This window comes from Paenibacillus sp. FSL R10-2736, assembly GCF_038000245.1.
Classification (GTDB): domain Bacteria; phylum Bacillota; class Bacilli; order Paenibacillales; family Paenibacillaceae; genus Paenibacillus_AQ; species Paenibacillus_AQ phytohabitans.
Map to the genome: position 1 here is coordinate 318,869 of NZ_JBBOBN010000001.1, position 12,161 is coordinate 331,029.

The 12,161-nt window shown below is 50.1% G+C and carries 16 protein-coding genes; all 16 read left to right on the top strand.

Annotated features, from left to right (window positions below; genetic code table 11):
- The first annotated feature begins 1 nt into the window (after position 1).
- On the top strand, positions 2–1,033 hold the full coding sequence (locus NSQ73_RS01420) for a phage late control D family protein (RefSeq protein ID WP_340985169.1): 1,032 nt from the start codon (positions 2–4) through the stop codon (positions 1,031–1,033).
- Entirely contained in the window at positions 1,027–1,452 is a 426-nt protein-coding gene (locus tag NSQ73_RS01425) for a phage baseplate assembly protein V (RefSeq protein ID WP_340985170.1), read from the top strand. The genes NSQ73_RS01420 and NSQ73_RS01425 overlap by 7 nt, the downstream gene beginning before the upstream one ends.
- Positions 1,449–1,889: a phage tail protein gene (locus NSQ73_RS01430; protein ID WP_340985171.1), complete on the top strand. Its 441-nt coding sequence runs from the start codon at positions 1,449–1,451 to the stop codon at positions 1,887–1,889. Before NSQ73_RS01425 ends, NSQ73_RS01430 begins: the two co-directional genes overlap by 4 nt.
- On the top strand, positions 1,886–2,215 hold the full coding sequence (locus NSQ73_RS01435) for a GPW/gp25 family protein (RefSeq protein ID WP_340985172.1): 330 nt from the start codon (positions 1,886–1,888) through the stop codon (positions 2,213–2,215). The genes NSQ73_RS01430 and NSQ73_RS01435 overlap by 4 nt, the downstream gene beginning before the upstream one ends.
- 3 nt (positions 2,216–2,218) lie before the next feature.
- Positions 2,219–3,346 carry a baseplate assembly protein gene (locus tag NSQ73_RS01440; protein ID WP_340985173.1) on the top strand — a complete coding sequence of 376 codons (1,128 nt, stop codon included), beginning with the start codon at positions 2,219–2,221 and terminating at the stop codon, positions 3,344–3,346.
- Positions 3,339–3,890 (top strand): phage tail protein I, encoded by a 552-nt coding sequence (locus NSQ73_RS01445; RefSeq protein WP_171720440.1) that lies wholly within the window; start codon positions 3,339–3,341, stop codon positions 3,888–3,890. The genes NSQ73_RS01440 and NSQ73_RS01445 overlap by 8 nt, the downstream gene beginning before the upstream one ends.
- A gap of 12 nt (positions 3,891–3,902) precedes the next feature.
- Positions 3,903–6,728 carry a hypothetical protein gene (locus NSQ73_RS01450; RefSeq protein WP_340985174.1) on the top strand — a complete coding sequence of 942 codons (2,826 nt, stop codon included), beginning with the start codon at positions 3,903–3,905 and terminating at the stop codon, positions 6,726–6,728.
- A 16-nt stretch (positions 6,729–6,744) separates the two neighbouring features.
- Positions 6,745–7,257, top strand: a complete 513-nt coding sequence (locus NSQ73_RS01455) for an XkdW family protein (protein ID WP_340985175.1) — start codon at positions 6,745–6,747, stop codon at positions 7,255–7,257.
- Complete coding sequence (locus NSQ73_RS01460) at positions 7,257–7,364, top strand: CD1375 family protein (RefSeq protein WP_340985176.1); 108 nt, start codon at positions 7,257–7,259, stop codon at positions 7,362–7,364. Before NSQ73_RS01455 ends, NSQ73_RS01460 begins: the two co-directional genes overlap by 1 nt.
- A 149-nt stretch (positions 7,365–7,513) precedes the next feature.
- Positions 7,514–7,819: a hypothetical protein gene (locus tag NSQ73_RS01465; RefSeq protein WP_340985177.1), complete on the top strand. Its 306-nt coding sequence runs from the start codon at positions 7,514–7,516 to the stop codon at positions 7,817–7,819.
- A gap of 312 nt (positions 7,820–8,131) precedes the next feature.
- A complete protein-coding gene (locus tag NSQ73_RS01470) occupies positions 8,132–8,383 on the top strand; it encodes a hypothetical protein (RefSeq protein WP_171720437.1) in 252 nt (83 codons plus the stop codon).
- A complete protein-coding gene (locus NSQ73_RS01475) occupies positions 8,370–8,573 on the top strand; it encodes a hypothetical protein (protein WP_340985178.1) in 204 nt (67 codons plus the stop codon). The genes NSQ73_RS01470 and NSQ73_RS01475 overlap by 14 nt, the downstream gene beginning before the upstream one ends.
- A gap of 60 nt (positions 8,574–8,633) precedes the next feature.
- Entirely contained in the window at positions 8,634–9,158 is a 525-nt protein-coding gene (locus NSQ73_RS01480) for a hypothetical protein (RefSeq protein ID WP_340985179.1), read from the top strand.
- Positions 9,159–9,387: 229 nt separating this feature from the next.
- Positions 9,388–10,080 carry a phosphoadenylyl-sulfate reductase gene (locus tag NSQ73_RS01485; RefSeq protein WP_340985180.1) on the top strand — a complete coding sequence of 231 codons (693 nt, stop codon included), beginning with the start codon at positions 9,388–9,390 and terminating at the stop codon, positions 10,078–10,080.
- A gap of 35 nt (positions 10,081–10,115) precedes the next feature.
- Positions 10,116–11,291 (top strand): sulfate adenylyltransferase, encoded by a 1,176-nt coding sequence (sat, locus tag NSQ73_RS01490; RefSeq protein WP_340985181.1) that lies wholly within the window; start codon positions 10,116–10,118, stop codon positions 11,289–11,291.
- 72 nt (positions 11,292–11,363) lie between these two features.
- Complete coding sequence (cwlD, locus tag NSQ73_RS01495; protein ID WP_039310349.1) at positions 11,364–12,110, top strand: N-acetylmuramoyl-L-alanine amidase CwlD; 747 nt, start codon at positions 11,364–11,366, stop codon at positions 12,108–12,110.
- Positions 12,111–12,161 lie beyond the last annotated feature (51 nt).

Sequence of the window (12,161 nt, forward strand, 5' to 3'; positions counted from 1 at the left end):
GATGGAATCCATGCAGGATGCACGCAGAGCAGTACTGGAGCTTCGGTATAACGGGAAGGATGTCACGGTGGATATTGCGAAATCGCTAACGGACTTTCAATATAACGATGCTGCCTCCGGTTCTCTGGACGATCTTACAGTTTCGCTGGAGGACCGGGAGCGCAATTGGCAGGGGCCTTGGGCACCTGTTGAAGGAGATCAGCTGGTTGCTTCTATCCGGACTGTTAACTGGGGAAAACCGGGGGAAATCAAGAAGCTGCCGCTGGGAACCTTTGAGGTGGACAGTATCGATTTTAACGGTCCCCCTGACACGATATCCATTAAGGCGGTTTCACTTCCCATTACCTCCGAGATTCGGATGCAACGCAGCTCGCGCAGCTGGGAGAAAACGAATTTGAAAACGGTAGCCGCTCAAGTTGCCAAACGCGCTAAACTGAAATTAATTTATGAGGCGCAGGACAATCCTTCTTATGAACGTCTGGAGCAGTCGGAAATGTCGGACTTGGCTTTTTTGCTGAACACGGCTACTCAAGAGGGCATCGCCATTAAAGTATCCGGCGGGAGCCTGGTTCTTTTTGATGAAATGGAATATGAACAAAAAGCGGGGGTCGCGACGATTGTGCGCGGGGAGGCTAATGTGACAGGGTACAGCTTTGCGCTAAATACTGCATATTCTGCTTTCCGGGCATGTACAGTTACTTATACTCCCTCCCAAGGGAAGGAGTCCCTTAAGGCTACTTACACACCTGAGGGTGCGCCGAAGAGTGGTCCTGTGCTTAAGATCAATGAGCAAGTCGATAGTCAGGCCGATGCTCTGCGGCTAGCCCGTAAAAGGCTTCGGGAGCGCAATAAAGAAGGCGGAAAAGGAACCCTATCCCTCATGGGAGATATGCGGATGGCTACGGGACTAACCATTAATATCAAGGGCTGGCAACGGTTTGACGGGAAATACATTATAGAATCCGCCAGGCATTCGATTGGAAGCAGCGGGTACACAACAAATCTGGAAATTCGCAAAGTATTGGGGTGGTAGAATTGATTCTTATTGGCAGGGTATCCACAGTTAATGTGGCAGCGGGAAGTGTCAGGGTTTCTTTTGCAGACCGCGATGATATGGTTTCTGGCGAATTGCCGGTTCTCACGCCGGGCGGTTGGGGAAGGGGCAATGCGATACCGCTGCCGGGCGAGAGGGTGCTGTGCGCTTTTCTGGATAACGGGCGTTCGGCAGGTTTTTGCTTGGGAACGTACTTTGCAGAAGATGATCAGCCTTCAGGCAGCAAGGATCAGCGGGGGGTATGGTTTGAGGATGGCAGTTATGTCTATTATGACCGTACGGCCAGAAGACTAAATGTTAAAGGTAGCGGCGGGGTGAGGATCGAGGGAGATTTAACGGTAACAGGCAAAGTGTCGGCTAGCGCATTTAATGATGGAGTGGGAGGCGGAACCGGATGAGCAGTATAGCTAAGCCAGACCAACAACAAGAATATAAAATGAACAAGATTGGCAGTCTAGGGCCGGTCGTTTTTGTCGTTGCGGAAGGTGCAATTCGCACTATAGATGAATTCAAGCGCAGCAGCTCCAGCCGGTGGGCACAGCACGACATTATCGGTCAAAAGCCCAAAAAGGAATTTGTGGGACCCGGGGCAGATTCTGTTTCGTTTGCGGTCCATTTCTCCGCTGCGCTTGGCCTTAATCCGCGTAAAGAACTCGATAGGCTCACAGAACTCGACCGTGCCGGTAAAGCGATGCCGCTTGTCATAGGACGTAAGAATGTGGGAGTCGGACTGTGGGTGATCAGTGGGTTGTCCCAGGATTGGAGCAGGCTGGACAGCATCGGCAATGTTTTGGACGCACAGGTCACGATCTCACTTGAGGAGTATGTGAAATGATGTATACCGTGGATATGACACAACCCACCCTGATCAATTTCAGTCCGTTAACGGTTGAGGAAGAAGTCTCTCAGAATATTCGGATGATCCTTGCTACTCCGTGGGGAAGCGCTCCGTTGGCCCGGGAGGTTGGCTTGGACTACACGATTATTGATGAGCCTGCATTCATTGCCGAAACCCGCCTGACCGCAGAAATCATCACAGCCATCACAGAACAGGAGCCGCGCGCCTCGGTAGCCGATGTTTCTTTCCCCAAAGATAAAGAAGACTCGCTTAACGGCCGTTTGGCAGTTGTAGTGAAATATACTCTGGCAGAGGAGGAATAGGAATTGGAATATGCTGAATTACCGGAAATTCTCTTCGCCGAAGAGGACACAGCAGCCGTACAGCAGAATGTGATCACTGTATATGAAGGCCTTGCTGGACGCACTTTGCAGCCTGCCGATCCGGTGCGGCTTTTTTTGTCCTCGCTGGCAGCTGTCATTGTACAGCAGAAGGTGCTTATTAATCAGACGGCCAAAGGAAATCTGCTGCGCTATGCCTCCGGGACGCTCCTGGATCATATGGGTGCTTTTCAGGGTTCAAAGCGCTTGAAGGCGTCGGCGGCAATCGTCACTCTTCAGTTTGTTTTATCCATTCCGCTGGCTTCAGTGACTTCGATTCCTGCAGGAACCCGCGTTGGGGCGCAGGGCGGCAATGGTTCAATCTATTTTACAACTACGGAGTATCTGGAAATTCCGGCGGGAGAGACGGTGGGTATTGCAACGGCACAATGCTCCGACTCCGGAACGATAGGGAACGGATTCTTGCCCGGACAGATTAATGTTCAGATGGACCCGTTGCCCTTTGTCCAATCTGTAACCAATCTGACAACCAGCTCCGGTGGAGCCGCTGCAGAAACGGATGAAGCTTTCAAAGAACGTATCCGCAATGCACCGGAATCCTATTCGACGGCTGGTCCACAGGGAGCTTACGAATTCTGGGCTAAGTCCACATCCTCTGCGATCCTGGATGTCCATGCGTACTCTCCGGCAGCAGGCCGTGTTACGGTCGTTCCCTTACTTGCCGAGGGGCAGATTCCCGGTGAGGATGTAATGAGTTCCATTGCCGAGACCTTGGAAGACCGGGGGATCCGGCCACTGACAGATCTGGTAACCGTGAGTGCGCCACAACCAGTCAGCTTTAACACAGAAGTTACCTATTATATCAGCCGCAGCCGGACTGCTGAGGTACCGGGTATCCAGGCAGCCGTATCGGCGGCAGTTGCTGCTTATCAGCTCTGGCAGCGTTCCAAGCTGGGCCGGGATATTAACCCTTCGGAGCTGATAGCCCGAATCATGGCTGCCGGGGCGCTTCGGGTGGTCGCGGCAGCTCCCGGGTACACGGTTCTGTCAGCAACCCAGATTGCTCAGACTGGCACAACGACAATCACTTACGGAGGGTTGGCAGATGATTAATATTCAGACCGTAAGTCTGTTTGATCTGCTGCCGCTTCCCATCCGCAATGATCCTGCGATGGCTGCGGCTGCTGTTGCGCTGGATATACAGCTGCAAGAGACAAGCAGTATGATTGCCGGCCTGGAGCTGTTCGGGCGGTCAGCAGAGTGGACAAATGCAGAAGCAGATGAACTGGCCTGGCAGTTCAAGCCGCCCTATTATGATCCGGATCTGCCTTTGGATCAAAAACGGTTGCTAATCAAAAATGCCATACCATTTCACAGGCATAAAGGTACGGCCGGAGCGGTAGAGGACCTGATTGCGATCTTGTTTGGCCAAGGGGCAGTGGAAGAATGGTGGCAGTATGGCGGGGAGCCGCATCATTTCCGGGTAGTCACCAACAATGCCGATGTGACTTCGGAGCGGGCGCAGGAGTTCATTGCCGCCGTTGATGCTGTCAAGCGTTTGTCAGCTGTGCTGGACAGCGTCACAATTTCACAAGCTGAGCAGCTGCCCTTTTACTTCGGCGGCTTTTTACATTTCGGGGAACACATTACGATTTAGGGAGTGAATCATGTGGCAGTATTTGGAGGCATGACATTAACCAATAAAGGATTGGCGCTGCAAGGAAAAGCACAGGCGGGAACGCAGCTCAATTATACCAGGATCGCCATTGGTGACGGATCGCTTAGCGGACAATCCGTACCCGCACTGAATGCGCTGATATCTCTCAAGAAAAGCTTGCCTATTGCGCGTCTTCAGATGCAACCGCCTAACAAAGTGATTATCGGCACGACTCTGTCCAACGCCGATATCACCACAGGCTTTTATTTCCGGGAGGTTGGGGTATTCGCTCAAGATCCGGATGGCGGAGAGATCCTGTACGCGTATGCCAATGCCGGAGTGACAGCTGATTATATCGCACCCGGCGGCGGGACGGATATCATTGAGAAGGCATTTGACTGCGTTGTTGTCGTTGGGACCGCGGCGAATATTAAGGCGGTGATTGATGAATCGCTAGTATTCGCGAAAAAGTCCGAGTTGGACGCTGTTGACGCTGCAAAGATTGATAAGATATCCGGCAAGGGGCTGTCCGCCAATGACTACACCACGACCGAGAAAAACAAACTCTCGGGAATTACTGCGGGAGCTGGTGGAGCTGGCTCGGCATCAGACACGGTTATAGGCAACCGGACAATATCTGATACTATAGCCCCGACAGGTGATACTGGCACTATTACAACCCTGCTGGGCTGGCTGGCCAATATGATCAAATCTATCACAGGCAAGTCTTCTTGGCGGACTGCGCCGGCCACAACGCTGGAAGCGGCTAAGGTGCATGCGGATGACGCCACGCGGCATCTTACGGCGGCAGAGCGGACTGCCTGGAATGCTAAGGAGACACCTGCGGGAGCACAGGACAAGGCCGATGCAGCCAAGACCGCAGCGGCAGCTGACGCAACCACAAAAGCGGCTGCTGCTCAGGCAGCGGCTGCGACAGATGCTACGGCTAAGGCTAATGCCGTCCAGGCTAATTTAACCGCCCATATTGGTGCTGGAGGTACGGCGCACGCAGTGGCTACAACAACAGTGGCCGGATTTCAATCGGCTGCCGATAAGGCGAAACTGGATGGAGTGGCAGCGGGAGCCAATAACTATACTCACCCAGCCACACATCCGCCGGGCATCATTGTGCAAGATGCTTCAAATAGATTCGTTACCGATACTGAGAAATCAACCTGGAATGCCAAAGCCTCAACCGCTGTAGCAACTACGACAACTGCCGGACTGGAGTCGGCCGCAGATAAAGCCAAATTGGATGGCATTGCAGCCGGGGCTACTGTTGTAGCCAATTCAGCATCAAACGGAGTAATCACCATCAATGGCACGAATGCCACGGTATACACGCACCCTAATCACACTGGTGATGTAACCAGTACAGGGGACGGTGTGACTGCGATTGCAGCCGGTGTAATTGTGGATGCGGATGTAAATGCCTCGGCAGCCATTGCCTGGACCAAGCTCAGCAAAACAGGGGCATCCTTGGCGGACTTGCCTACACGATCCGCTGCGGACTTGTCGAGCGGAACGCTTGCCGCCGCGCGTCTCCCGGCGGTCTCCGGAGATATCACGATGGCTGCAGGAGCGGGGACAGCTACAATCACCGCTGGGGCGATTGTTAATGCAGACGTTAATACCGCAGCAGCGATTGATGCTTCCAAGATCGGGACGGGTGTTGTATCCAATGCAGAGTTTGGTTACCTGGACGGCGTGACAGCGGGGATTCAGGGGCAGCTGAATACTAAGGCTAATCTAACCACTACACCGCAGCAGACCACGGCGGATATTACTTACTATGTGCGGACGGATGGGAATGATGGGAATACGGGGCTGGGGAATACGGCGGGTGGGGCGTTTAAGACGATTCAAAAAGCTATTGACTCGCTCCCTAAAGCAATTAACCACGATGTGAATATCAATGTTGCGATGGGGACTTATGCTGAGTCGATTGTAATTAAAGGTTTTTTTGGAAAAGGAAGTTTTGCGATTACGGGAACTGCTACCGTAAACATCGTAAAAGCGTTAGGAGCTTCAAATACTGTGCCTGTTACGCTTACCGGCCTCACGAGCACAACAAATAATTCCAATTCTTTTGAATTTAGTTATTGTTCCTGGACATATTTTAATACTTGTTCAGCAACTGCGGCGGATGCTTCAAATGCTGGTTTCGTTATCTATGGTGGTTCTGCTGTTCTTGCATCATGCGTGATATCTAATAAATGGGCGGCGTTGATTTCTCGAAGTGCCGCGAATACTTTTATGACATGGTGTACTGGCATCGCTAACTCAAACGCCTATTATGCAATGGAATCAGGCAAAGTCGGCGGGAATGCCAACACATTGGCGGGAGTTTCATTTACAACTAGCGGAGGAATAATATCATTGGGTGAAGGTGTTATTAACCCTTGGGGAGATAATACGTACGCCTCCAGGACAATCGTGTGGGCTGGAACGGTTACAGATCACCCCATATCAGCCAGTGTTTATACATTGATTAAATACGGCAGCGTATCCACTAATCAAACCGGTGGATACAACGGAACCACTGGAGTGTTTACTTCTCCAGCCACGGGATGGTACAAAGTTAAAGCTTCCGGGTTAGTCGCGAATGTCCCGCCCACGGTTCAATGTCAGCTAAGAGTTCTTCAAAACGGTAGCGCTGGCTACACGGTGGATGTGAAAAATGCTGGTTCAGTTAGCATGCACGTTTTGCTCTCAGGGGAAATATTACTCTATTTACCAGCTGGAGAAATTTTCACTATTCAAGCGTGGAGCAGTAATGTGCTTACCGTTACGGGTGGAAACGATGTAACTAGACTTGAAATAATTAGAGTGGCATAAAAGGAGGGTCTATCAGATGAATATCCCAGCAGCAATAAAATTTATTTTTCCTAAGGTTGATGCGTTAAAAGACTTTGAAGTTTGGGACAACGGCCTGGAACCTATCCTGCGCCAGGGAGCCGAAGAAAAAGGCCGTGTCCGTTATGAGATCAAGCCCCCGGAAGAGGGCGAGGAACCCATTAACGGCATACACTACCGTTACGGCATCGACTATAATCTGCTCTTAGAGGGCGAAGCTTACGACCTGGTAGAGCGTGGCCCGTATATCGCCGTCTGGAATTTAGACGAACCACAGCCCACAAAAGCCGAGCTGCAAGCAGCCTGGGAAGCCTACCAGGAGGCCGAAGCCAATAAGCCACCGGAACTGACGGAAATCGAGCAGGTCCGCGAGGAGCTGGCACAAACTCGGATAGCATTGACGGAGACGTATGAGCAATTACAGTCTGCTCAAGATGAGGCCACAAGCGCACAGCTTGCCCTGGTTGAACTGTACGAGATAGTACTGCCCCTGATAGGGGGGGACGTATAATGCCGCAGGTATATGCAAGCCTGATCCGTAAGGGACTCAAAATAATTGAGCAGGTACCCCTCGTGATCCGAGATGAGGTTCAGGCACTCCTGGCCGACAATGCTTAACTAGTGTTTAGCTTGGCCGCATCTGAACCGGAAGAGATCGGAACCCATTGCCTGTTGAATAGATAAATCGCTAGCGCCCATAATGGCGTTTTTATTTTGCCCTCGAAGCTCCCTCGGGGGCTTTTTATATCAGAGAGAGGAGCGGGGGAATGGATAGCAACAATGTATTAATTTTGGAAAAGCTGCTGCCGCTCACAGATAAATATGGACTTGCTTACATTTTGGCATTGGTACTGGTCTTTGTAGTATTTGGCTTTGTGAGAGACATCCGGCGCGGAAAATGGGTGCCGCGTGAGCTGCTGGATCGTGCCGAGGAGGACCGGGACCGGCTGCAAAGTATCCTCGACAAAGAGCGGTCAGACTTTATGGCACCGACACTCCAAGTACTGCAGGGGCTCAAAATAGACCATGCCGCAAGTAACAATCCCGGCAATGATGAGGACAGGGGAGGATAACCGTGTTTAGACGATGGATGAAACGTTTATCGCCCCAGCATAAAGAGAGAGAGCAGGAGCTGGCGCGGGCATCCCGCAGGGTATCATTTGCGATTGCCAGGTACAAGGATACTTCGAAGGACATACAAGAGGAGATCCGGAACAACGGTTTTGCTGAATTTCTAATATACGATCGGGGTGTTAATCATGGGGGGCATTGATATCTTGCTGTTGATTGCTTATCTTATATCATTTATTTGTGCGCTGCTGCTTATGGCTGCACTTTTTCTATACTTTCGGAAAAGACTCCGCGCCAGGGTGGTGAGCTTATTCATGCTTGCGGCGTTCTTCTTCCTGGGAGCATATACGGTCAAGATGGCCGTGGCGTTCTGGATTCGTTTCTCAATCGCATCTGGGGATTCCGCTGTGTATGCCGCACTGAAATCCCAAGGCTGGGATATTGCACAGACTGGAACAACGCTGGGGCTGGTAATCCTGACCGTACTCATGTATACCCGGCGGCAGGATCTGTTTATGATCTTTCCGGCCGTTAAAGAGGAGGCGAAGCGCGATGCTGACGCTTGATCAGGTACAGCTTAAATCCTTGTCCCGGCTTAATGGGCTGCATCCAGTACTTGCAGCAGCTACGGTGACACTGATCGAGCGCAGCTATGCCCTGTCTGAACGTAAGAAACATGCCTCAGAGCCGCTCGTCTTGCTCCACAGTTCTCGAAACATTAAGAGTTGTTTACACTTTGTGAATTCTGTAAAATAGTGGTATGTTATCGACACCCTACAATACGATCCTGATATCTGTTTAAATAAAGGAGGAACCATGAAAACCGGAAAATTAATGGTGGTTATTTTATTACTGATTACGATAATAGGATGCTCTTCAGAACAACAAAACTTCACAAAAACTAATGACACTATAAAAGAATATATAGATACTGCAAAAGTACCAGCCATTCCTGGATTGGAAGTAGAATCAATCTTTGTCAATATTGATAAAGAGACGAAAGAGGAACTTCGGAATACTGTCGTGATTACGTATACAGACGAGAAAGGAAAACTTATTAAAAATGTAAATACCGAATCTAATGTTTCAGTAATTTATGGTCCCTATGAGGGAAAGAAAGTTTTAACTTTATCTATAAGCAAAGCTAAAGTTGAATACAGTAATGAGATGCAGACTAAAAACATAGATAACCTTGAATTATTTTATACAAAAGTTGAAGATAACTTGTTAATATATTCACGTCATAATGAGCTTTCTTATACTTCAGAGGGTCGCATAACAAATGAGTATACTGAAGAACAACATTTCGAAATGTTTACACAAGCTGTAACTAACAATTAAATAATATCTATTCCCTTGTTCTAAAGGAACTCAAGCTCTCAGCCTTATGGCCGGGAGCTTTTTTATTGTATTTATCATCCAAATATTAATTCCCCGCATACTTTATTCCAAAATGAATAAAACCCATTGACTTCGCCACTGAAACGGATATACTATACCATATAGAATTAGTCGGGATTAATCTCTCAGAGGATTCGATCTTGGCTATATCCGGATGGAGGAAGATTAGATGAATCTGCTTGAGAAAGAGGATTTAATCAAAGTTAAAGCTGAAGAATTGGAGAATGCCACTCCCGAAGAGATTATCCGCTGGGCGGTAGAGACTTTTCCTAATATAACGTTTGCCTGCAGTTTTGGTGCCGAGGATGTAGTACTGGTGGATATGATCCAGAAGGTCAGCCCGTCGACAGATGTGTTCTATCTCGATACCGATTATCACTTCAAGGAAACCTATGAGACAAGAGATGTTATGGCTGACAAGTACGGAATGGAGTTCGTCCGTGTATCGCCGCAGATTACAGTAGAAGAGCAGGCACTGCAGTATGGTGAGGCGCTTTGGAACACTGACCCGAATCAATGCTGCGCCATCCGTAAGGTTGAGCCGCTCACGCGTATTCTTTCGCAATACGACGCTTGGATTACCGGAATCCGCCGTGACCAGGCGCCAACCCGCGCCAACTCCAAAAAGGTAGAGTATGATAACAAATTTGGCCTTGTAAAGTTTAATCCGATTGCGAACTGGACCACAGAGGATGTATGGAGTTATATCCGCGAGAATGATGTGGTCTATAACCCGCTTCATGACCGTAACTTCCCTAGTATCGGCTGTGAGCAATGCACCCGGGCGGTTATGCCTGGTGAAGATCCGCGTGCCGGAAGATGGTCCGGATCAGACAAAACAGAATGTGGATTGCACAAATAACACACTAGCATTGCACACAGGAGGAGAGAACAAGGATGACTTCAATACTTCCTCATGGAGGAGCACTGGTTCAGCGTATAGCAGAGGGTGCGGAAAGAGAAGAACTGCTGCAGCAGGCTTCAGCCAATAAATCAATTGCTCTTAATACATGGACATTATCTGATTTGGATTTGATTGGTGTAGGGGCATTTTCGCCGCTCACGGGTTTCTTAAATGAAGCGGACTACCATTCTGTAGTCACAAGCATGCGTCTGGCAGATGGAACCGTATGGAGCATTCCTATCACACTCTCTGTAGATGACAAGCAGGCGGCATCCCTTGCAGTAGGTGACAGAGTGTCGCTGATTGGTGAAGAAGACGGTGTAGTCTACGGACTGCTTGATATTGAAAGCATCTACGAAGTGGATCAGCAGCTGGAAGCGCAGAATGTGTTCAAGACAACCGATTCAGAGCATCCTGGCGTAAGCAAACTGCTCGCCCGTCCGGCAACTTATGTAGGTGGTCCTATAACTGTACTGAACCGGCCGCAGCCTGAGAAATTCGGTGAGTTCTATTTCGACCCTGCCGAGACCCGTCAGATCTTCGCGGATAAAGGCTGGAGAACCGTTGTGGGCTTCCAGACACGCAATCCGGTACACCGCGCTCATGAGTACATCCAGAAATGTGCTATGGAGGTTGTAGACGCTCTGTTCCTGAATCCGCTTGTGGGTGAAACCAAGTCTGACGATGTGCCGGCCAATGTGCGGATGAAGAGTTATCTTGCGCTCCTGGAGAATTATTATCCGGAGAACCGCACATTCCTGGGCGTATTCCCGGCGGCAATGCGTTATGCCGGACCGCGTGAAGCTATATTCCATGCGATGGTACGCAAGAATTACGGCTGCACACATTTTATTGTCGGTCGTGATCATGCCGGTGTGGGTGACTACTACGGCACATACGAAGCGCAGGAGATCTTTGCGAACTTTACCGCCGAGGAACTAGGCATTACGCCATTATTCTTCGAGCATAGCTTCTTCTGTGTGAAATGCGGCAATATGGCCTCCAGCAAAACCTGCCCGCATCCGGGCGATCAGCATTTGACGCTCTCCGGAACTAAGGTGCGGGCACTTCTTCGCGACGGACAATGTCCGCCACCTGAATTCACGCGCCCTGAAGTGGCGCAGATTCTGATTGAAGGCATGTCACCGGAAGTTTCGGTCCAAGCTTAAACAGCCAGTACTATTTGGCCCTCTTGTCCCATATAGATGAGTAGAATCTATCGGGACGAGGGGGTCTTTGTTATGTCTGGCCGACAGCAGCATAAAGTCTCGGTCTGGATCTCTTGGAGCAGCATCAAAAAAAGCATCCTGGGCGCTGCATTACTCGCTGTGATGATCGGTATCATTGCTTATGATATGCCGACTGCCAAGACGATCAATTATTGGAGTCTGCCGCTTTCCGGCAAGGTAATTGCCATTGATGCGGGCCACGGGGGTCCGGATGGCGGCGCGGTGAGCCGGGAGGGGCTGATTGAGAAGGATATCAACTTATCAGTGTCCCTCTATTTACGCGATTATCTGCAGCAGGCGGGAGCTATTGTAGTAATGACCCGGGAAGGGGATTATGATCTGGCCCAGGACAGCACCAAAGGGTATGCCAGACGCAAGACGGAGGATCTGAAGCAGCGGGTCAGAAGTATCGAGGAGAAGGGCGCCGATCTGTTTATCAGCGTACATATGAACAGTATTCCTTCGAACCGCTGGAGCGGAGCCCAAACCTTCTATTATCCAAGCAATGAGGGCAACAAGGCGTTGGCCGGATTGGTACAGGATGAGCTGAAGGCTACCCTTGAGAATACAGACCGTGTGGCCAAGACTGCGAACACTATTTATTTATTAAAAGTATTAAAGATGCCGGCTGTCTTAGTTGAGGTAGGGTTCCTATCCCATCCTGAGGAATCCGTTCTGCTTGGAGACGATGTGTATCAACGGAAGGTGGCAACCAGTATCTACCGGGGGATCCTGCGGTATACCTCTGAGCAGCCATAGGGTGGGACTACTCTTCCGCCGGAGGGTAATGCTATAATAGACGAAAATACC

Bases quoted from the DNA above. Each gene is read 5' to 3' on its own strand.
- NSQ73_RS01460 (WP_340985176.1), top strand. From the start codon at position 7,257: ATGCCGCAGGTATATGCAAGCCTGATCCGTAAGGGACTCAAAATAATT.
- NSQ73_RS01480 (WP_340985179.1), top strand. From the start codon at position 8,634: ATGAAAACCGGAAAATTAATGGTGGTTATTTTATTACTGATTACGATA.
- sat (WP_340985181.1), top strand. From the start codon at position 10,116: ATGACTTCAATACTTCCTCATGGAGGAGCACTGGTTCAGCGTATAGCA.
- cwlD (WP_039310349.1), top strand. From the start codon at position 11,364: ATGTCTGGCCGACAGCAGCATAAAGTCTCGGTCTGGATCTCTTGGAGC.
- NSQ73_RS01485 (WP_340985180.1), top strand. From the start codon at position 9,388: ATGAATCTGCTTGAGAAAGAGGATTTAATCAAAGTTAAAGCTGAAGAA.
- NSQ73_RS01445 (WP_171720440.1), top strand. From the start codon at position 3,339: ATGATTAATATTCAGACCGTAAGTCTGTTTGATCTGCTGCCGCTTCCC.
- NSQ73_RS01470 (WP_171720437.1), top strand. From the start codon at position 8,132: ATGCTTGCGGCGTTCTTCTTCCTGGGAGCATATACGGTCAAGATGGCC.
- NSQ73_RS01435 (WP_340985172.1), top strand. From the start codon at position 1,886: ATGATGTATACCGTGGATATGACACAACCCACCCTGATCAATTTCAGT.
- NSQ73_RS01465 (WP_340985177.1), top strand. From the start codon at position 7,514: ATGGATAGCAACAATGTATTAATTTTGGAAAAGCTGCTGCCGCTCACA.
- NSQ73_RS01455 (WP_340985175.1), top strand. From the start codon at position 6,745: ATGAATATCCCAGCAGCAATAAAATTTATTTTTCCTAAGGTTGATGCG.
- NSQ73_RS01430 (WP_340985171.1), top strand. From the start codon at position 1,449: ATGAGCAGTATAGCTAAGCCAGACCAACAACAAGAATATAAAATGAAC.
- NSQ73_RS01475 (WP_340985178.1), top strand. From the start codon at position 8,370: ATGCTGACGCTTGATCAGGTACAGCTTAAATCCTTGTCCCGGCTTAAT.
- NSQ73_RS01420 (WP_340985169.1), top strand. From the start codon at position 2: ATGGAATCCATGCAGGATGCACGCAGAGCAGTACTGGAGCTTCGGTAT.